This window comes from Kluyvera sichuanensis (assembly GCF_014218705.1).
GTDB lineage: Bacteria > Pseudomonadota > Gammaproteobacteria > Enterobacterales > Enterobacteriaceae > Kluyvera > Kluyvera sichuanensis.
Window position 1 is genome coordinate 1 of sequence record NZ_JABBJF010000003.1, and the last position, 20,879, is coordinate 20,879.

Sequence of the window (20,879 nt, forward strand, 5' to 3'; positions counted from 1 at the left end):
AGTGAACTGTAGTTGCCATGTTTTACGGCAATGAGAGCAGAGATAGCGCTGATGTCCGGCAGTGCTTTTGCCGTTACGCACCACGCCTTCAGTAGCGGAGCAGGAAGGACATCTGATGGAAATGGAAGCCACGCAAGCACCTTAAAATCACCATCATACACTAAATCAGTAAGTTGGCAGCATTACCGAATTTTTCTTTTCTGTTTGTTGTTTAGGTGCACCGGTCTCAATAATGGCAATGGTGTTGTTTAATTTGTTTTTAAAGAAAAAACACCAAACCGTACCGTTTGGTGTTGCCATATCTGTTGGGTATATCTTCACAATATGGCATGGGGGAGTTGTATGAAACATCATAATATTTTATTTTTCAAAAATGATGGTGCCGTAGCCATCGAATTTGGATTTGTTGTAATTCCGTTCATTATATCCATATTGTTTATTATGGAGTTGTGTAGAGTTGTCTATGTGATGTCATCAGTCGATTTGATTATTTCTGAGGCAGGAAGTGCATCGGTGACATTAACCAATAACTCAAAAGCCGATGAATATTTTGAAAATTTGATTAACAAAATGGCCAGTAATTGGCCTTTTTTACTATACAGCAAGAACGTAAAAGTAAAAACGAGCATCCAATATTGTACTTCAATCACGCAACTGGCAAATGATCAATGCGCGTCATCCTTTTCAACTGATGCGCTGTTAGGGATTTATCAGATAACGGTTCCATATGAACCTGTTTTTTTTCCATTTCCGGATTCGTTGATACAAAATGAAATGATTCGTAGAGTGGTTTTTGTGCAGGAGCACAATTTATCTCGATAGCGTTGATATGGAGAAGTGATTAGCATGAAAAAATTTATACCCTCTGAAAAGGGAGCTTCAGCTATTGAGTTCGCTATGTATATCTTTGTTTTTACCATACTATGTGGTTTTATCATGGACATGAGTTTTTCCATTGTGAAAAAAAATAACGTTGAGAGACTTAATAATTCCTTATTTTCAATTTTGCGTGAACGTAGTACTTTTTTTGATAGCGCTGCTAATCTTTCTCAAAATGATCTTGCTACATTGAAAAGTGTTGCCGATCATTTTTTAATGAAAAGTGATGGTACCGTTGAACCATATCAACTCAATATTAGGCAGATCACTTTTGCTGCAAATTCCACATCTACTATTCAAAGGACCACCGCTACTAGCTTTAAAACGGATAATTTAAAAGGATGCGCTATTGATGATAACTTATTGCCTATCGCTAACTTAAGTGCGTTATCGGTTTGGGGGCGTCCTCCTACAACATCGTCTAGAGCGGCCGCATCCTGGTATCCGGTGTATGAGGTTACTTTATGTATTCCTGGTGCTATCAGCTATTTTCACCGGGCGATGGGGGTGTTTAACAATGACCTGGATAGTCTTTATATTAGGGATGCGGGGCTACCACGGTTGTAATACTATCTACGGCTATATCTCGGGTAATTATCATGAAAAATATTGTCTCATTGTGCAAAGCATTTTTAAAAATTAATAAAGGCACGATTGCTATTTCAACCGCGATAATGTTTCCTTCATTACTCGGATTTTATTCGATTGCAATTGATGGATCTCGCTTTAACTCCGATCGCGCAAGGCTAAATGATGCAATTAATAATAGCGTCTATGCTCTGGCTGTAGTTGATAATCGTAACGAAACACCTGAAGCTAAAGCTGCGAATAATCAACTTGCCAATAATTATATTTCATATTATTTTCCGAAAGAAACGATCAATGCTGATAATGTTACTGTTAATGCGACCACTGTTTATGATGAGGATAATCTGCTAGCTGCAGTTGATTATCAAGTAACAGCAAATAAAATAAATCATCCAGTATTTGAATTTAGTAAGACAGATAATAATATGGGGTTTGATAAAAATGTCACCATCAGCGGCAATGAGACCTCAGGAACTGCCAGGCGTACGACATCCGTACCTAAAAAAGGGGCTACAGATTATGTTTTCGTCGTTGATTTTTCGACCTCAATGACGTACGCCTCAGCACAATCAGGATATACAAGGGAAAAATTGCTTAAAAGCGTCGTTAGACGTTTAGGTGAGCAAGTTTTTGAATTAAATAATGGTAGCACAATAGGTATTGTCCCCTATTCAATCGGTGTTCCAACCCGTCTTGATAAAACAAACTATGCGAGTGCATCGAGTAAGGAAATTGGTTGTACTTATGCCGGTAAAATGAAGGATGGTTATGAAAGTCTTGACTGGTCATTTTGGTACAATAAACCTACTGGTGCAAATACTGGACGGACTATAACGTTAAATGATTTTATTACCAGAAATGACAAAGATCTTAGAAGTTATTATATTAATATAATCGCTAAAGCTAATGGATATGTCAATTCAACAAAAAATCCTGCGGCTGACAATTGGCTTATCGATAAAGGATATTGTTACGCAAATGCTAAAGGTGAATTAATATGTGATGCTGATGATAAATCATCTATACATAATGATAGAAATCAGGTGGAACTTGAGAAAAATCTAAAAAATTTCCTGGATGTGAGTTACTACGAATATATTAAATACGGGATAATGAATGAAAACACGATGGATATCGAGGGAACACTTTCTGGAGATTATTTATTCAACGAAGACAACGTAAAGACATTGGTTAACTTTCAAAACCCATTAACAGATATTCCTTTTTATTGGACCTGTGCTGATGCCTAAGACAATACTTATTCCCATAAAACCGCGATGTATAAAAAAATTAAAGAAATAGAGAAACCTGCCTATTATCTACTTGACCTTACTGATGATTCAACGGTATTCGATGAATTTGACTCTATGTATCCACAAGGGTATACGGAAAGTCTTTCGGGGTTATTAAGATCTATTCCTTTGTTAGCTAATGGTAAAAACCCCAGAAAATATATATTTGTTATCTCCGATGGTGAAGATAGCCATGAAGGTTTTAGAAGAACTCTAATGAAAAGCTACAACCTATGCGGTGTTATTAAAGATGGCTTAAAGAAATACCCTGAAGATAGAAAAGCAACGGAGTCGGATATTTTTTATATCTCCCTTGTTAATAATTATACTGTAAAGCAATGGGGTGATGAGTGTGTAGGTACCGATAATTCCTTTGTAGCCACAAAGCTTGATGAATTAATTGAAATCCTCAGTAGCATAATGTTCAAGAACACTATTGAGTATATTAACCCTGCCGAAGTTTCTGATGAAAGTTCTTCAGAAGAAAATTATTCCGATAAGGATTGAATTGAGGTGTGGATATGGATCTTCCACCAGTTATCGATCAGTGTGGGCCTGATGTCGCCACTGAAGTCATCCACCGTATCGTCAGCGTAGAATCCTCCTTTAATCCTTACGCTATCGGAGTGGTTGGAGGGCGTCTTCAACGACAGCCGAAAACGAAGGACGAAGCAGTCGTTACGGCTAAATTCCTGGCTGATAATGGCTGGAACTTTTCGATGGGCCTTGCGCAAGTCAATCGATATAATTTGGCTAAATATGGTTTGAACTATCATTCAGTTTTTGAACCCTGTGCGAATCTTCGTGCCGCTGCGTCTATCTATCAGGAATGTTTTACCAGGGCGTTGAAGACCTCAGACTATAATGATGCAAGGTTGAAAGCGTTTTCCTGTTACTACAGTGGAAACTTTCACCGCGGTTTTATGGCTGATGCTGGAGGGAAAAGTAGTTATGTTCAACGGATTGCTAATGTTGATATTGGGCAGACTGTTACGGCACCCGTAATGCCAATACCCGTCATATCCAACACAAAGAGACCAGAAGCGCAGCATGTGGATAACCAAAAACAAAGACTCTCAGGCGTTCATACTAAATCTGAAGGACGCATTCAAAAGGTAAATGTTCCGTCTCGGTCTTATAATGGTGGTATTAAGCAATTGAGAGGCGATTGAGATCCTCTTCTGTTGTTTTAATAAAAAATAAGATGAGTTTTATCATTTTGAAATTTTTTAACATCGTGTGCTATATGTTTTATCAATATTAGTGATTTTTAATATGATATTGCACTTTTATATTTTTACGTCTTTTGGAAACGTATTTAATTATGTTATTTGTTTTTTTTACTGGTCATTGGTTTTTTTTATGACTATAATTTCCTTCGTGTTATACCGAAAGCGGATAGACGAGAAGGTGCCTTTATAACATTCGGTGCTTTTATTTATGGATGAATTTAAAATATTGTTTGTCGGACCAACCGGTGCGGGTAAAACAACGGCTATAGCAGCTGTCAGTGAAATTACCGTTGTGAGTACTGAGGCGCTTCGTTCTTCACTGGATACGGAGTCGGAAAAGAGTCAACTGATACCAAAAAATATGGTCACGATTGGTATCGATTATGGTGAGTTTAGTTTTGAAGATGGCAAAAGAGTTCGTCTTTACGGTGTCCCAGGACAAAATCGGTTTGAGTTTTTATGGGATCTTATCCATAAAGGCAGTCATGGAATAATAATTCTTTTTGATATATCTAGTAATGCTTATATGTCAGAAATGGAATTTTTTATTAATAGGTTTAAGGACGCATTGCTCACTGAGAAATGCATCATAGGCATTAGTAAATATAGCGATTGTTATAAGTCTCGTGTTGCTGAATTTTTAAATTTCATGGATGCTATAACTATTTCTGTTCCTGTTATTGCTGTAGATATCAGGGATAAGGAAGATGTACTGAAGTTGCTTGCTATGCTTGTCAAGTAAGTCGGTTGGATTTTTATATCTTATAAGGGATTAATAAATGAGTAATATTACTGAGTCTTTGAACTCATTGATGGAAGTTTCAGGTGCAATTGCTGCGTCAGTTGTTGATTCAAATAGTGGTATGATGTTAGGGCAAACAACTGGTTCTGGTGTTGATCTCGAGTTAGCGTCTGCAGGTAATACTGAGGTGGTTCGCGCTAAGTTGAGAACGATGGAAACATTGAAGACTAATGATCAAATTGAAGATATCCTGATCACATTAGGAAAACAGTATCATATTATTCATCCTATCGATAAAACCCCGGGTCTGTTTATTTATTTTGTTTTGGATAAATCAAAAGCTAACTTAGCTCTTGCTCGCCATCATGTTCAGGAAGTTCAACATCAGTTAGTTGTGTAAAATATTTACCCCTGTAGGTCTTTCCTGCAGGGGTTATTTTTTAGTATCCCCGCTTTACCTCTTTCTGCAGTATAAAATATGGTCTTTGACCATTTCACTCCTGCTAATCTCAGATACGTGTATATCGCTGTATACCTATTTCTATTTATAAGGTTTTACGTTATGAATATGGGGTTTGATCTTTTTTCTCTTTTATCTTTCTTTTTTTATTTGTCAGCAATATTCTTTTTTTGTAAGGGAACCGGCAGAGGAATAGTAGGAAGTGTCATTGTTTTACTGGTCACTGTATCTACAGTGATATTCAGTATATTTATCGGTAGTTATTTTGTTGCAAACTGGTTCACCGGCATTGGATTTGATGATTCAATATTGTACCATCTTAAATTTGGTGTCGAGGGTGCGGGATATGCTGATTTCTACTTCTTAATAGTCTTGTTTGTTTTCCTACAATTGATTTTTGCGGTTGCACTTGTTTTCTATCTGCGAACCTTCCTGCATAAATATCGATGCTTCAAAAATTCTGTTTCTCAGATAGTCAAAGGCGCGATAATGATATTTTGTGCCTTCGTGGTTCATCCCGCATCATCTAACTTATTGTGGTATCTGTTTAATACGCAGTATTCTGATGATTTTATTGAGTATTTTATTCCTCCTCAGGTTGATTCTGCAGTTGAAAAGCCAAAAAATATAATATATCTCTATCTTGAAAGCCTTGAATATAACTATATGGATGAATCCATTTTCCCTGGCTTGACCCCTGAATTGCATAAGATAGAAAAAGAAAGTGTATCATTTACTAATATAGGCCAAACGGTTGGTGCTAGCTGGACTATGGCTGGTATGGTCTCTAGTCAATGTGGTATACCATTATTGACGACGTTCGCTAATGACCACTTTAGTATTAGCAATTTTATGCCAAATGCAGTTTGCCTGGGTGATATATTGAAATCTAAAGGGTATCACCTTGAATATTTTGGTGGTGCGGACAGCGCTTTTGCAGGAAAAGGCCTGTTCTATAAAAACCATGGTTTTCCTATTGTGAAGGGGAAAGATGAATTTGCTAAAGATATTACCGATGATAAATTTATTAATAACTGGGGTATATCTGATGATAAACTATATGAGTTGTTGTTTTCACAAGTTAAAAACTTAAACGACCAGACCAAGCCCTGGGGAATGTTCTCAATTAATATTGGTACTCATCAACCTGATGGCTATCTTGCTCATTCATGCCTCGATGTGAAATATGCAGATGGCAAAGATAAACTATTAAATGCAGTGCACTGTACTGATATGCTCATTGGTAAGTTGTATCTGTCATTGAAAAAGGCTGGTATATTGGAGAATACGATGATCGTTTTGTCTTCAGATCATCTTGCACCTGCGATGGTTCGCCCATACCAGACGCTGCAAAAAAAAGAACGGCATAATCTATTTATGATCACAGGTGCCGGCATTAGGCCTTCAAAAAATGCGCGTCCGGGTACCACTCTTGATATTTCTTCAACATTATTACGTTTTTTAAACTATGGTTCTCATCCCATTGCTTTTGGCCGTGATTTAAATGGCACGTTACCGACACTTCCAGAACGTTTTCTGAGTGAGAAAGTGATCGATTTAAAAATGTTTTCCTGGCGAAAGATAATCGACTCCAAGTTCTGGGGGTACCCCTCTTTAGAAAAGGTCGTTGCTATCGACCAAACTGGCCATCAGATTTCATTTGGCGGACAATCTTATAATTTCCCCTTGCTCATCGGCTATGCTGAATCTGGAAAAGTTGAAAATGTTTACTTTCGTTACGATGATTTAGTTGCCTATGGTGATAATAGTTTACTTCCTGCATCTTATTTAGCCAATGATTTTGGTAATAGCCAACCATTTCTCTGGGTTGATCGCTGTATAGAAATTTCGACGTTAGCCCCTTCTGTGAAAAAATATGGCAATGACTATTGCTACTATAATGGGTCTTTGTCTTCGACCTACTCTACTGGTCTGGTTTCACAAGACACTCACACGATAAATGTGAGCCGCAATGAGGGGATTTCCTATTCCAGAACTCAGGTGGATACCCGACGCAAGGAACTGAAAGAGAAAAATATTATTCAGTGGGGGGGGGTAAACTGGAATACACCCGAAACATTAAGCCTACCGCGAACGGGCGTTATTGCCGTCGGCGAGCGGTCCCTTTTGCAGCACTCAAATATCATTGGCACTGATTTTCCCAACCCTGGTTTAAACCTTTCCCGCGTATCCTATAAAGTCGATTTAAAAAAAGGTGTCTTTTTCCATACTGAAAATCTGGTGAAAGCATCTTCCCGGTCTCTTGCTACTAAAGAAGAATCGCCTACCACAACGACAGCCGGCAAAGAAATCGCTGAGAGTGAATGGACATTCCTGTTCTACATACTGGCAGGCAATGTCGATGAAGAAAGTCGCGGTTATGCTGAGCATCTACCTGAACATTTATCCGCCCCGTTGGTCCAGCGTCTAAAACCAGGAGAGAGCTATATTGCGATCTGGGATAAAGACGCCAGCATGGTGTATGAAGATCATGGCCCGGCGGACCAGGCCATTGGCGTGAAGCTTATCTTTAATAAAGGCCAATAGCACAGGGAGGGCTGTGAACTAGCCCTCCCTTATCTCTACTCTCTACGCCTTTTTCTTCACTTCTTTGCCTTTCAGCAACTTGCGGACCCAAAGACGGTTTGGGTTCAGCGCTGACAATGTTTCTGCATCCATTGGGATCGGTTCTTCGCTCATTTGTGCTGCCAGAATTTCTGCACAAAGCGGGGCAGAGCATAGCCCTCGCGACCCGAGAGCGCCGATGAGGAATAAACCGCGATAGTAAGGGGCTGGCATTGCTGCTTCTTTATGGTTTGCAAGCTGTGCATAGACGCTTAATGTTGCGTTGTAGTCCGGGGCATTGCCGATCATCGGCATATGATCGCGTGAGGCGCAGCGCACGCCGCAGCGCGCATTCTTTGCGCTCACATCAATCGTCTTCGCCCACTCAGCCTGTGGGAAGCAGTCAATCAGTCGTTGTCGATTCTGCTGTTGCTCGCTATCGCGGTAGTCAATCTCTTCACTACCACGACGATAGCTGGCGCCGATACAGTGTTGCTGTGTTTGCGGAGCGTATGGCGTGAGATAGCCGTCGTAGCATAATACCTGCTTAAGGGCTTCAAGTGACGGCGTGGTCTCAATATGGCTGACCTGCCCGCTGACGGAATAGACCGGTAACGCCTCCGTTTGAACAAAGGTATTGATCCGGTGCCCATTGGCTAAAACCACTGTTTGATGATGCGCTGTTTCGTTATGCGCAAAGGCCACCTGCCAGCCGTTTTCCTGTTCTGTTAATGACGAGACGGTATGTCGGTAGACGGTATGCAATCCTTGCTGCTCGGCCAGCGTCAGAATTCCTGCTGTCAATTCGGCAGGGCACAGCCATCCGCCTTGCGGATAGGTTATTCCCCCACAGTCCGTTGCCACGCCGGCTATCTGCTCAACCTCATCAGCTTCCACCGCTGTCGCCAGCGCCGATGGAAGATCTAATGACAGCAGTTGCGCTATCTTTTGCTGGCTCTTCTCATCCCATGCCAACTGGGTGACGCCACACCAGCTGTGCGAGAAAGGGATTGGCAGTGCATCATACAGACGGCGAGCAAAGGTAAAGGCTGCCGGGAAGAAGCGGTTGATGCTGCCATCCTGTTTACTCAACAACGGGTATAACGCTCCCTGGCGGTTGCCCGAAGCCCCTTGAGCGGGTTTATCATCCGCGCAGTAGAGGGTCACCTGCCAGCCGCGACGAAGCAGTGCGAGCGAAAGCGCAGCGCTGGCAATCCCCCCGCCAATGATGGCGACTTCTCGCTTGTCTGTCCCTTTGCGTGCAAACCAGGGGGTTTTTGATGGTGGCGCTAAATCCTGCTCCATCGTCCCGCAGAGCATGTCACGCTTACGCCCAAAGCCCTTGGTCTTGCGCATGGTGAACCCGGCTTCCTGCAAGCCACGGCGAACAAATCCTGCTGAGGTGAAGGTGGCAAGCGTACCGCCCGGTCTGGCGGTTCGCGCCATCGCGGCAAACAGCGTCGGGGTCCACATATCCGGGTTTTTAGCGGGAGCGAAGCCATCAAGAAACCAGGCATCGACCTGCTGATTAACGCTATTGTCGAGTTTATCGGCGAGCTCGTTGATATCACCAAACCATAAATCCAGCGTGACGCGACCCTTGTCGAGCAACAGGCGATGACAGCCTGCCAGCGGCAGCGGCCACTGCGCCTGGAGCTGTTCAGCCCACGGTGTCAGTTCCGGCCAATGCTGATGCGCCAGACGCAAATCTTCGGCCTTCAGCGGGAATTTTTCAAAACTGACGAAATGTAATCTTTGTAGTGTAGCGTCAGGATGCTGGCGGCAAAAGGCGTCGAACGCCTGCCACAGCGTCAGGAAATTGAGGCCGGTACCAAAACCACTTTCTGCCACCACAAACAGCGGGCGAGGGTGGTTTGGGAAGCGTTCCTCGAGTTGATTACCGCCGAGAAAGACGTAGCGCGTCTCTTCCAGGCCGTTGTCATTGGAGAAGTAGACATCATCAAAATCTCGGGAAACAGGTGTACCCTCACTGTTGAATTCGAGGTTGGCAGATTGTATGGCGTTATGTTTCACGTAAGTTACTCGTGCGGCAAGGAGTCTGAGGATCTTAACGATGCGGGCTCAATGGCGCAAATTTCTGCATAAAATTGCTGATCGGACTTGTTCGGCGTACAAGTGTACGCTATCTTGCGACTCGAAACTTTAAAATAGTGATGACTTACAGAGGTATTGAATGAAACGTGCAGTGATTACTGGCCTGGGTATCGTTTCCAGCATCGGTAGCAACCAGCAGGAAGTCCTGGCATCTCTGCGTGAAGGACGCTCGGGGATCACTTTCTCTCAAGAGTTCAAAGATTCTGGTATGCGTAGCCACGTATGGGGTAACGTCAAACTGGACACCACCGGTCTTATCGACCGCAAAGTGGTCCGTTTCATGAACGATGCCTCTATCTATGCTTATCTCTCCATGCAGCAGGCGGTTGAAGACTCTGGCCTGAAAGCAGAAGATTATCAGAACAACCCGCGCGTAGGCCTGATTGCCGGCTCCGGTGGTTCTTCTAAAGCGCAGGTATTTGGTGCTGACGCAATGCGTAGCCCACGTGGCCTGAAAGCGGTGGGTCCATACGTTGTGACCAAGGCGATGGGTTCTGCGGTTTCCGCGTGCCTCGCTACGCCGTTCAAAATTCACGGTGTGAACTACTCCATCAGCTCCGCATGTGCTACCTCCGCACACTGTATCGGTAACGCAGTCGAGCAGATTCAGCTGGGCAAACAGGACATCGTCTTTGCCGGCGGCGGCGAAGAGCTGGGCTGGGAAATGGCCTGTGAGTTCGACGCGATGGGTGCACTGTCTACTAAATACAATGAAACTCCAGAGAAAGCTTCCCGTACCTATGACGCGCACCGTGATGGTTTCATCATCGCAGGCGGCGGCGGTATGGTTGTGGTTGAAGAACTGGAACACGCACTGGCTCGTGGTGCGCATATTTATGCAGAAATCGTTGGTTACGGCGCAACGTCCGATGGCGCAGATATGGTTGCTCCGTCCGGTGAAGGCGCAGTGCGCTGCATGAAGATGGCGATGCACGGCGTTGATACGCCAATCGACTACCTGAACTCCCACGGTACCTCTACTCCAGTCGGCGACGTGAAAGAACTGGGTGCGATTCAGGAAGTGTTCGGCGACAACAGCCCAGCAATTTCTGCAACTAAAGCGATGACCGGTCACTCTCTGGGCGCCGCTGGCGTGCAGGAAGCTATCTACTCTCTGCTGATGCTGGAACACGGCTTTATCGCCCCAAGCATCAACATCGACGAGATGGACGAGCAGGCTGCGGGTCTGAACATCGTGACGGAACCAACCGACCGCGAACTGACTACCGTCATGTCCAACAGCTTCGGCTTCGGTGGCACTAACGCCACGCTGGTCATGCGCAAGCTGTAATTTTTACAGTTGGTGAGAAAAGGGAGCCTCCAGGCTCCTTTTTTTATGCGTTGACAATCGCCTGAAATAACAGGCAAACTCCTGGCTCAACATTATCATCACGATAATGCGTAAGCGTTCAACGTCAACCAACGCACCTTAATCCTGATTCACAGGTAGAGGGGGCGTGGCCACAGTACCTCGCCTTACTCAGCATTCTGGAGTAAAGCATGACAGCAGTCACTCAAACTGAACCAACATCTTCTTCGAACGGGTCGTTATTCCGCATCGCGTTTGCGGTGTTTCTGACCTATTTCACTGTCGGCATTCCGCTGCCGGTCATCCCACTCTTTGTGCACCAGGAGCTGGGCTACGGCAACACCATGGTGGGCATTGCCGTCGGTATTCAGTTCTTTGCTACCGTTCTGACGCGCGGCTATGCCGGGCGTCTGGCGGATCAGTATGGCGGTAAGCGCTCAGCATTGCAGGGCATGGCCGCCTGTGCGTTTGCCGGGGCAGCCTGGCTTGGTGCGGCGCTGCTGCCGGTGGATGCGATGGTTAAATTTGGCCTGCTTATCGTCGGACGCTTAATTCTCGGCTTTGGTGAAAGTCAGCTGTTAACCGGTACCCTGACCTGGGGGATGGGACTGGTGGGGCCGAAGCAGTCCGGCAAGGTGATGTCCTGGAACGGCATGGCGATATTTGGCGCGCTGGCCGCAGGGGCGCCGCTTGGGCTGTTTATCAATGCGCGCTACGGTTTTGCCGTGCTGGCTGGGGTCACGATGGCGCTGCCGCTGCTGGCATGGGCCTTCAACGGCTCGGTACGTAAGGTCGCCGCGATGGCCGGGGAACGTCCGTCGCTGTTTAGCGTGATTGGCCTTATCTGGAAACCGGGCATGGGGCTGGCGCTCCAGGGCGTGGGCTTCGCGGTGATTGGCACTTTCGTATCGCTCTACTTTATGAGCAAAGGTTGGTCGATGGCGGGCTTCACGCTGACGGCCTTTGGCGGCACCTTCGTGCTGGTGCGTATTCTGTTTGGCTGGATGCCGGATCGCTTCGGTGGCGTGAAGGTGGCCGTGGTCTCGTTGTTGGTGGAAACCGTGGGTCTATTGCTGCTGTGGCAGGCGCCGAGTGCATGGGTGGCGCTTTCCGGCGCGGCGCTGACCGGAGCCGGCTGCTCGCTGATTTTCCCGGCGCTGGGTGTGGAAGTGGTAAAACGTGTGCCGCAGCAGGTTCGCGGGACGGCGCTGGGCGGCTACGCCGCGTTCCAGGATATTGCGCTGGGTGTATCCGGGCCGCTGGCTGGCATGCTGGCGACCTCATTCGGCTATCCGTCCGTCTTTTTGGGTGGAGCGATTTCTGCCGTGCTGGGGATTGTGGTCACCCTCTGGTCATTCCGTAAGTAATCGTTATTGCCCGGCTCCGCGCGTCTGGGGGCCGGCAACCGCTTTGCGCGGCAGGAAATATTTCACCTGGAATTCAAACATGTTGGTGTACAGAATCGAGTAATCGATAGGGTTAGACTGTTCATCAATGGCCTGTGTCTGCATCCGAATAATCGGGTCTAATGCGCTGATGTGCAGCAGGTTGGCCACGTCCGGCGACGGTAGAATGGGTTGAATCGACTCGTAGCAGCCAAGAATTTTCACGCCGCACTCATTCTCAATATAGGCAAATTTCGACTTCTTCATATGGGCGAGCGTCAGGTCCGGGAACCGACTGGCGGAAAGCCACGTCTCCTCAATCTGCATGGCAATATTGTCGATTAAACGCAGACGTTTAGCGTAGTACACCGGTTCGCCGAGCATCACCCGCAGGTTATTGGCAATCTCTTCAGAGGCGGTCTGTAGCTCAAACTTCAGGATCTGGCTGGTGGGGGTTTTGCCCTCGTTGCGGGCGATTTCGGTAAAGCTATCGAGGTGGGTCACGGAGGCCTGGAAATGTTTATTACGCAGATAGGTGCCAGAACCATGCCGCCGTTCAATCATCCCTTCCTCTTCCAGCGTTTTTAGCGCTTTGCGTAACGTATTACGCGAAACATCATAATGCTCTGCCAACTCTTTTTCCGATGGCAGAAGATCGCCGATATTGTAGATTGAGCTGTTTAATCTGTTTTTAAGCAGATTGATGACGTTCTGGTAAACCACTTTTGAACCTCCTTAAATCCTTTTTAAACAAAAGGTTATGAATCCATTCTCGTAAGGATGCGCCAACACGTTCAGCAACAAGTCGATTATTGAACAACTTTAGCACCGTTAACTGTGATCGCAATGCAGGTTAAGAAAATTAACAATTATTAAAGTGAACGTCAATGAATGACATATTTTACTGAGAAAGGAAATGGGATGCGAAATATATTATTTGACTGCGCGATTGGAATATCGAAAAGAATAAAAAAACGGGAGCGTCTGGATAACTAGTCGGTATTTTAATTATCTTTCCAATTATTGAATGAGTCATTTTTTTATAAAATTAAGGGACCATTATGGGGTTAATGAATTCATTTGAACGCGGGATGGAAAAAATCCTCGTTCCGATAGCCATAAAATTAAACTCGCAGATCCACGTTTCGGCCATTCGCGACGCCTTTATTCTGTCCTTTCCCATCGTCATGGCCAGTTCGCTGATTATTCTGATTAACTTCGCCATCCTCTCGCCGGACGGTTTTATCGCCAGCATCCTGCATCTGGGGACGATATTCCCGAACCTGGCCGATGCGCAGCAAATATTTACCCCGGTGATGAACGGTTCGGTCAATATTATGGCGGTGCTCATTACCTTCCTCGTGGCGCGTAATATGGCGATAAGCTACCAGCAGGATGATCTGCTGTGTGGCCTGACCGCTATTGGCGCGTTCTTTGTGGTTTATACGCCGTATACGATTATCGACGGGCAGGCTTACCTGAGCACCAAATATCTGGGGCCGCAGGGGTTGTTTGTGGCGGTTATTGTCGCGCTGCTGGCGAGTGAAATATTCTGTCGCCTGGCGCGTAATCCGAAGGTGACCATCAATATGCCAGCCGCAGTACCGCCTGCTGTAGCACGCTCCTTCAAGGTGCTGCTGCCGATCTTCTTCGTGATGATCTTCTTCTCGGTACTGAACTACCTGCTGTTAAAAATCTCGCCAAACGGCCTGAACGACCTGATCTACACGCTGATTCAGGCGCCGCTGAAGGATATGGGCACCAACATCGTGACCGTGTTGATTCTGGGGCTGGTGGCAAACTTCCTGTGGATCCTCGGCATTCATGGGCCGAACACCGTGGCAGCGATTCGTGAAACCATCTTCTCAGAAGCGAATCTGGAGAACCTCTCCTATGCGGCCTCCCACGGTTCCACCTGGGGCGCGCCGTATCCGATTACCTGGACCGGTATTAACGACGCCTTCGCCAACTGCGGCGGCTCCGGGATGACGCTGGGTCTACTGCTGGCTATTTTTATTGCCTCTCGCCGCAAGGACTACCGTGACCTCGCCAAAATGGCCTTTGTGCCTGGCTTGTTTAACATTAACGAACCGGTGATGTTTGGTCTGCCTATCGTACTGAACCCAATTCTGGTGATTCCATTTATTCTGGTGCCGTTTGTTAACTCGCTGATTGGTTACTTCTTTATTACCCTGGAAATCATTCCGCCGATTGCCTACGCGGTGCCGTGGACCACGCCTGGGCCACTGATTGCCTTCTTCGGCACGGGGGGGAACTGGATGGCGCTCTTTGTCGGCATACTATGCCTGGTCGTCGCCACGCTTATCTACCTGCCGTTCGTGATTGCCGCCAACAAAGTCAATATGTCGGCCGCAGCGGAACAGAATGCTTAACGAAGGTCACGGCACAAAACGGTCCCCTCGCCCCACTGGGGAGGGGACAGGGGGCATACGCGCACCATTTTTCGGGAGATAAAGATGATTAAGCTGATTATTACCGACCTCGACGGCACTTTCTTAAACCGCCATGGTGATTACAACCGCGAGTTGTTCCCGCAGATTAAGGCATTGATGCAGCAGCAGGGCGTCGCCTTTGCGCTGTGCACTGGCAAGCAGTGCGAGCGCGTTGAGGAGTTGTTTGGTGACCAGGTGCGTGATTTCTGGATCCTGGGCGACAGCGCCACGCGGATTAAACATGACGGAGAGTATGTCTATCAGTCGCTGATCAAAAATGCGCTGGGGCGAGAAATCATCCACACGCTTGAGGAGGTCAACAGCGAGCCGGTGATCATCGCCTGCACGCCGTTTGGCGCGTATGTCAAAAATACTATTGCCCCAGAGATGCTGCAGAAAGTGAAAATGTCCTACGCCAATGTGGTGCAGGTTGCGACGTTCGATGAGGTCGGGCACGACTTCGTTAAAATTTCCCTCTTCGACATCAAAGGCCGTTGCCCGCAGATTAAGCCGCATCTCGCAGATTACGTTGATAAAGCTTATATCGTGGTCTCAGAAGATGCGTGGATTGATATCGCTGACGTGGGCGTGCACAAAGGCCATACGGTGGAAATCCTGCAGGAGAGGCTGGGCGTCAACAAAGACGAAACGATGGTCTTTGGCGATGGGCTGAACGATATCGAACTGATGACCCGCGCCACCTGGAGCTTCGCCATGCGTAATGCGTTTGACGAAACCAAGCAGGCCGCGCGGTTTATTACCGGCACCAATGATGACGATGCGGTTATGACGACCATTGCCCAGGTGCTGAGTTTACAGCAGCACCCAAAGTAGCACCGCCACCACAATCAGCACCACAAAGGCCAGCCCAGGGCGTGCCGACAGTGACTTAATTGAGGTAATCATCGGCGCAAACGGCGCGTAAATCGGCTGAATGTTCCGCGCCTCCAGCGCCTCGGCATGCGCTACACGCTCACGCTCAATACGCTTGAGGAACAGGAGGTTGAGCAACTCCTGAACCTGAACGGTGGTGAGCACCGTCTGCGGCGTCATATTCCAGTTTTGCTGCCCGTAATCACGCAGCACCTGAAGCTCCTGATCGCCCAACGGCTGCTTAAGTGCGGCCTGAAGCACGTTAAACGTAGGAGCCGGATGCGTGCTCAGCGTCAGCCGCGCCTGCAATAACGTCACCAGCGAGGTGAAGTACTTCGCGGGGATCAGTTCGCTTGTCTTCACCGGCGAAAATTCCTGTAGCGACTGCCAAAGCGGTTTATTGGCGTCACTGGACGACGATGGCGCTTTATCGGAGTAGAGCGCGTCGGGCTTCACGCTGGCGAGCTCAATCAGCGACTGCCAGATTTGCTTGCTCGACTCGCCGGTCGCCGCCGACAGCTTGCTGACCAGTTGGTTAAGCGTGGTGTACTCCGCCGGTAGTAGCGGACGGTCGGTCGCCGGGCGCTGCTGCGGCTGGGGAATCGATAGCTGGCCGCGCTGGAGCAGCTGCAGCACATTATTAAGCTGCGGCTGGGTAAGCTGGTTCAGGGCGGTGTGCCCGTACTGTTGACGGATAAAATCACTGACAGCCTGGCGATTATTGCCCTGGCCCAGCAGTTCGGTGAGCTGTGAGAGCGTCTGCCTCATGCTCAGGTTCTGCTCGGCGGTGCCGATGCGCTGGTTCAGATTCTGTTCCGCCGCCGGAAAATGACGCGCCAGCAGCGGCGTATCACCTTTCAGTCCCAGATCGTGTTTTACGCCCGCCCACACTTCGGCATTTTGCTGCGACGTCATGGTGATAAGGCGCGTGATCAAACGCTCCAGCACGGTGCGTTGCTGAAGGTTAAGCGGCTGCTCTCCGGCACTGGAAAGCGGAGTGGGACCGGCCCCCGGAGGGCGCGCAGGCATACCTGAGATGGGTTGCGTCATGATTCATCCTTTCTGTAAAGCGGTACTGATGCCAGGCGCGAGTATTCCTGGCGGCAAGATTATGGCACACTTCCCCGGTTTACTCTCGTTCTCAGACAGGTACTGAACCGTGAAAATCCTTGTTGATGAAAATATGCCCTACGCCCGTGAGCTTTTTAGTCGTCTGGGCGAAGTGAGGGCTGTTCCTGGCCGCCCGATCCCGACCGATGCGTTGACCGATGCCGATGCGCTGATGGTGCGCTCGGTAACGAAGGTGAATGAAGCGCTGCTTGGCGACAAGGCGATTAAGTTTGTCGGTACCGCCACCGCGGGCACCGATCACGTCGACCAGCCGTGGCTGGCGCAGGCGGGCATCGGTTTTTCTGCCGCGCCGGGCTGTAATGCCATTGCGGTGGTGGAATATGTCTTCTCAGCGCTGCTGATGCTGGCCGAGCGCGACGGTTTTGCGCTGGCTGACCGCACTGTCGGTATCGTCGGCGTGGGTAACGTCGGTGGCCGTCTGCAAAAACGTCTTGAAGCGCTGGGTATTAAAACGCTGCTTTGCGATCCGCCACGTGCGGACAACGGCGACGAAGGCGATTTCCGCTCGCTCGACGACCTGGTTGCCGAAGCTGACGTTATCACCTTCCACACGCCGTTATATAAAGAAGGGCAGTATAAGTCGCTGCATCTTGCCGACGAGACGCTGATTCGCAGCCTGAAGCCGGGGACGATTCTGATCAACGCCTGTCGTGGCCCAGTGGTGGATAACACCGCGCTGCTGAAATGTCTGGAAGCGGGGCAGGCGCTGAGCGTGGTGCTGGACGTCTGGGAGCCCGAGCCGGATCTCAACCTGGCGCTGCTCGATAAAGTCGATCTGGGCACCTCGCACATCGCCGGCTACACGCTGGAAGGTAAAGCGCGCGGCACCACTCAGGTGTTTGAAGCCTATAGCCAGTTTATTGGCCAACCACAGGAAGTGGCACTTTCGACGCTGCTGCCGGCGCCCGAGTTTGGCCGCATTAGCCTGCATGGCCCGCTCGATCAGCCTACGCTGAAAAGACTGGTCCATTTAGTGTATGATGTGCGCCGCGATGACGCGCCGCTGCGAAAAGTGGCGGGTATCCCCGGCGAATTCGACAAACTGCGCAAGAACTATCTCGAGCGTCGCGAATGGTCATCATTGACCGTTGAGTGTGATGATGCCGATGCGGCCGAGCTGCTGCAAAAACTCGGGTTTAACGCCGTACACTGTTAATGTCTTCTTAATCACTCTGCTGGATACTCCGGCAGAGTCGCATTTTTTCTGGAGTAAATCACCATGTCTGAAGGCTGGAATATTGCCATCCTGGGCGCAACCGGCGCCGTAGGCGAAGCCCTGCTTGAAACCCTTGCTGAACGTCAGTTCCCGGTGGGTGATATCTATGCGCTGGCGCGCACCGACAGCGCGGGCGAACATCTGCGTTTTAACGGTAAATCGGTCAGGGTACAGGACGCCGCAGAGTTCGACTGGACTCAGGCCCAGCTGGCGTTCTTTGCCGCTGGTCAGGAAGCTTCGGCAAGCTACGCGGAAGAAGCCACCAACGCGGGCTGCCTGGTTATCGACCTCAGCGGTCTGTTCGCGCTGGAGCCGGACGTACCGCTGGTGGTGCCGGACGTTAACCCATTCGTGATGGCGGACTACCGCAACCGTAACCTGATTGCCGTGGCTGATAGCCAGACCAGCCAACTGCTGGCTGCGCTGAAGCCGCTGATTGATGACGGCGGCCTGTCGCGTATCAACGTGACCAGCCTGATCTCCGCCTCCGCGCACGGTAAGAAAGCCGTTGATGCGCTGGCAGGGCAGAGCGCCAAGCTGCTGAACGGTATTCCGATTGATGAAGATGATTTCTTTGGTCGCCAGCTGGCGTTCAACATGCTGCCGCTGCTGCCGGATCGTGAAGGTAGCGTGCGTGAAGAGCGTCGTATCGTCGACCAGGTTCGCAAAATCCTGCAGGACGAAGGCCTGATGATTTCTGCTAGCTGCGTGCAGTCGCCGGTATTCTACGGCCATGCGCAGATGGTGAGCTTTGAAGCCATGCGTCCATTGTCTGCGGAAGAAGCGCGTGATGCTTTCTCCCGCGGCGAAGACATCGTGCTGTCTGAAGAGGGTGAATTCCCGACTCAGGTTGGCGATGCCACCGGCAGCGCGCATCTCTCCATCGGCTGCGTCCGTAACGATTACGGCATGCCGGAGCAGGTTCAGTTCTGGTCCGTCGCCGACAACGTTCGCTTCGGCGGCGCGCTGATGGCGGTCAAAACCGCTGAGAAACTGGTGCAGGAGTATCTGTACTAATGTCTGACAAAGAGCTGCTGCCGGTTTATCGAATTGCGCTGGGTATTGAGTACGACGGCAGCAAATACTACGGCTGGCAGCGGCAAAACGAAGTGCGCAGCGTGCAGGAGAAGCTTGAAAAAGCGCTCTCACAGGTGGCAAACGAACCTATCAACGTGTACTGCGCCGGGCGTACCGACGCTGGCGTTCACGGCACGGGCCAGGTGGTGCACTTTGAAACGCGCGCGCTGCGTAAAGACGCCGCATGGACGCTGGGTGTAAATGCGAATTTACCTGGTGACATCGCGGTACGTTGGGTGAAAGCTGTTCCCGATGATTTTCACGCGCGCTTTAGCGCGACGGCGCGCCGTTACCGCTACGTTATCTACAATCACCGGCTGCGTCCGGCGGTGTTGAGTCAGGGGGTGACCCATTATCACCAGCCGCTGGACGCGGAGCGGATGCACCGCGCCGCGCAGAGCCTGCTGGGCGAGAATGACTTCACCTCGTTTCGTGCGGTGCAGTGCCAGTCGCGTACGCCATGGCGTAACGTTATGCATATCAACGTGACGCGCTATGGCAACTATATTGTGGTGGACATCAAAGCGAACGCCTTTGTGCATCACATGGTAAGGAACATTGTTGGCAGCCTGATGGAAGTTGGCGCAGGAAACCAGCCGGAGAGCTGGATTGCAGAACTGTTGGCGGCAAAAGACAGGACGCTTGCCGCCGCAACGGCAAAAGCGGAAGGGCTGTACCTGGTGGCGGTAGATTATCCCGCTCACTTTGCACTGCCCGCCGCGCCGATGGGCCCGCTTTTCCTGGCGGACTAACGAAGTCATTTAGGGCTAAGACAATATGGATTTCATCCGTTTTTTGATTGATTTCATCCTGCACATTGATGTGCACCTGGCGGAACTGGTTGCGCAGTACGGCATCTGGGTCTACGCCATTCTGTTCCTGATTTTGTTCTGCGAAACGGGGCTGGTGGTGACACCGTTCCTGCCGGGCGACTCGCTGCTGTTTGTTGCCGGTGCGCTGTCGGCGCTGCCAACCAACGATCTCAACGTCCACCTGATGGTGGTGCTGATGGTGATTGCGGCGATTGTCGGCGATGCGGTGAACTACACCATTGGGCGGCTGTTCGGCGAGAAGCTGTTTAGCAATCCAAACTCGAAAATCTTCCGTCGCAGCTACCTCGATAAGACCCATGCGTTCTACGATAAGCATGGTGGAAAGACCATTATTCTGGCGCGATTTGTGCCTATCGTCAGAACATTTGCGCCATTTGTGGCGGGAATGGGCCATATGTCCTATCGTCACTTTGCGCTCTACAACGTGACCGGCGGGCTGCTGTGGGTGCTGTTGTTCACCTACGCGGGCTACCTGTTTGGCGATCTACCGGTGGTTCAGGAAAACCTGAAGCTGCTGATTGTCGCTATCATTGTGCTGTCGATATTGCCGGGCGTAATTGAAGTGATTCGCCACCGTTGTAAGGCGGCAAAAGCGGCAAAATAAACCCTGCACGCGGGGCACGATTCAGCCGTGCCCTGTTACGACATGTTTCGCGGTTCGACCACTTTTTTATGCCAAGTTTCGGGCTGTTATGTTTTAATGTGCAACATTCATGGTCTATGAGGGGC

20 protein-coding genes are annotated in these 20,879 nt (G+C 49.0%); 16 read left to right on the plus strand and 4 right to left on the minus strand.

All coding sequences use genetic code 11. The features are described 5' to 3' along the window. A partial coding sequence (locus tag HII27_RS04380) for an IS1 family transposase (RefSeq protein WP_001635776.1) occupies nt 1-132 on the minus strand: 132 nt, incomplete at its 3' end. Between the two features lie 210 nt (nt 133-342). Here HII27_RS04380 and HII27_RS04385 point away from each other — a divergent pair. From HII27_RS04385 to HII27_RS04420, 8 genes are all read left to right on the plus strand, one after another. Next, nucleotides 343-822 carry a TadE/TadG family type IV pilus assembly protein gene (locus tag HII27_RS04385; RefSeq protein WP_185666761.1) on the plus strand — a complete coding sequence of 160 codons (480 nt, stop codon included), beginning with the start codon at nt 343-345 and terminating at the stop codon, nt 820-822. A 24-nt stretch (nt 823-846) separates the two neighbouring features. Then, a complete protein-coding gene (gene tadF / locus HII27_RS04390) occupies nt 847-1,446 on the plus strand; it encodes a tight adherence pilus pseudopilin TadF (protein ID WP_185666762.1) in 600 nt (199 codons plus the stop codon). A gap of 32 nt (nt 1,447-1,478) precedes the next feature. Next, entirely contained in the window at nt 1,479-2,717 is a 1,239-nt protein-coding gene (locus HII27_RS04395; protein WP_185666763.1) for a TadE/TadG family type IV pilus assembly protein, read from the plus strand. A 27-nt stretch (nt 2,718-2,744) separates the two neighbouring features. Next, on the plus strand, nt 2,745-3,266 hold the full coding sequence (locus tag HII27_RS04400) for a vWA domain-containing protein (protein ID WP_185666764.1): 522 nt from the start codon (nt 2,745-2,747) through the stop codon (nt 3,264-3,266). 14 nt (nt 3,267-3,280) lie between these two features. Next, a complete protein-coding gene (locus HII27_RS04405) occupies nt 3,281-3,931 on the plus strand; it encodes a lytic transglycosylase domain-containing protein (protein ID WP_185666765.1) in 651 nt (216 codons plus the stop codon). A 268-nt stretch (nt 3,932-4,199) separates the two neighbouring features. Next, on the plus strand, nt 4,200-4,733 hold the full coding sequence (locus tag HII27_RS04410) for a GTP-binding protein (protein ID WP_185666766.1): 534 nt from the start codon (nt 4,200-4,202) through the stop codon (nt 4,731-4,733). 37 nt (nt 4,734-4,770) lie between these two features. Beyond that, on the plus strand, nt 4,771-5,133 hold the full coding sequence (locus HII27_RS04415) for a hypothetical protein (RefSeq protein WP_185666767.1): 363 nt from the start codon (nt 4,771-4,773) through the stop codon (nt 5,131-5,133). Nucleotides 5,134-5,295: 162 nt separating this feature from the next. Then, nucleotides 5,296-7,740 (plus strand): sulfatase-like hydrolase/transferase, encoded by a 2,445-nt coding sequence (locus tag HII27_RS04420; RefSeq protein ID WP_185666768.1) that lies wholly within the window; start codon nt 5,296-5,298, stop codon nt 7,738-7,740. Nucleotides 7,741-7,782: 42 nt separating this feature from the next. On the opposite strand, the gene mnmC is transcribed toward HII27_RS04420, so the two are convergent. Beyond that, nucleotides 7,783-9,792: a bifunctional tRNA (5-methylaminomethyl-2-thiouridine)(34)-methyltransferase MnmD/FAD-dependent 5-carboxymethylaminomethyl-2-thiouridine(34) oxidoreductase MnmC gene (gene mnmC / locus HII27_RS04425; RefSeq protein ID WP_185666769.1), complete on the minus strand. Its 2,010-nt coding sequence runs from the start codon at nt 9,790-9,792 to the stop codon at nt 7,783-7,785. A gap of 160 nt (nt 9,793-9,952) precedes the next feature. On the opposite strand from mnmC, the gene fabB reads away from it, so the two are divergent. Together fabB and HII27_RS04435 are read left to right on the plus strand one after the other, a co-directional pair. Next, entirely contained in the window at nt 9,953-11,164 is a 1,212-nt protein-coding gene (gene fabB, locus HII27_RS04430; RefSeq protein ID WP_185666770.1) for a beta-ketoacyl-ACP synthase I, read from the plus strand. Between the two features lie 209 nt (nt 11,165-11,373). Then, nucleotides 11,374-12,549: an MFS transporter gene (locus HII27_RS04435; protein ID WP_185666771.1), complete on the plus strand. Its 1,176-nt coding sequence runs from the start codon at nt 11,374-11,376 to the stop codon at nt 12,547-12,549. A gap of 3 nt (nt 12,550-12,552) precedes the next feature. Here the strand turns inward: HII27_RS04435 and HII27_RS04440 are convergent, their stop codons facing one another. Beyond that, entirely contained in the window at nt 12,553-13,290 is a 738-nt protein-coding gene (locus tag HII27_RS04440) for a GntR family transcriptional regulator (RefSeq protein ID WP_185666772.1), read from the minus strand. A 338-nt stretch (nt 13,291-13,628) separates the two neighbouring features. On the opposite strand from HII27_RS04440, the gene HII27_RS04445 reads away from it, so the two are divergent. Continuing rightward, nucleotides 13,629-14,960 (plus strand): PTS sugar transporter subunit IIC, encoded by a 1,332-nt coding sequence (locus HII27_RS04445; RefSeq protein ID WP_185666773.1) that lies wholly within the window; start codon nt 13,629-13,631, stop codon nt 14,958-14,960. 84 nt (nt 14,961-15,044) lie between these two features. Then, nucleotides 15,045-15,854 carry an HAD family hydrolase gene (locus HII27_RS04450; protein WP_185666774.1) on the plus strand — a complete coding sequence of 270 codons (810 nt, stop codon included), beginning with the start codon at nt 15,045-15,047 and terminating at the stop codon, nt 15,852-15,854. Here HII27_RS04450 and HII27_RS04455 read toward each other — a convergent pair. Further along, a complete protein-coding gene (locus HII27_RS04455) occupies nt 15,834-16,943 on the minus strand; it encodes a flagella biosynthesis regulator (protein ID WP_185666775.1) in 1,110 nt (369 codons plus the stop codon). The genes HII27_RS04450 and HII27_RS04455 overlap by 21 nt on opposite strands. A gap of 109 nt (nt 16,944-17,052) precedes the next feature. On the opposite strand from HII27_RS04455, the gene pdxB reads away from it, so the two are divergent. From pdxB to HII27_RS04475, 4 genes are all read left to right on the plus strand, one after another. After that, on the plus strand, nt 17,053-18,180 hold the full coding sequence (gene pdxB / locus HII27_RS04460; RefSeq protein WP_185666776.1) for a 4-phosphoerythronate dehydrogenase PdxB: 1,128 nt from the start codon (nt 17,053-17,055) through the stop codon (nt 18,178-18,180). A gap of 63 nt (nt 18,181-18,243) precedes the next feature. Continuing rightward, nucleotides 18,244-19,257: an aspartate-semialdehyde dehydrogenase gene (locus HII27_RS04465; protein ID WP_035892524.1), complete on the plus strand. Its 1,014-nt coding sequence runs from the start codon at nt 18,244-18,246 to the stop codon at nt 19,255-19,257. After that, a complete protein-coding gene (gene truA / locus HII27_RS04470) occupies nt 19,257-20,069 on the plus strand; it encodes a tRNA pseudouridine(38-40) synthase TruA (RefSeq protein ID WP_185666777.1) in 813 nt (270 codons plus the stop codon). The genes HII27_RS04465 and truA overlap by 1 nt, the downstream gene beginning before the upstream one ends. 25 nt (nt 20,070-20,094) lie before the next feature. Next, the gene (locus tag HII27_RS04475) at nt 20,095-20,754 is read left to right on the plus strand and encodes a DedA family protein (RefSeq protein WP_185666778.1); all 660 of its coding nucleotides are present in this window, start codon (nt 20,095-20,097) and stop codon (nt 20,752-20,754) included. The last annotated feature ends 125 nt before the right edge of the window (nt 20,755-20,879 follow it).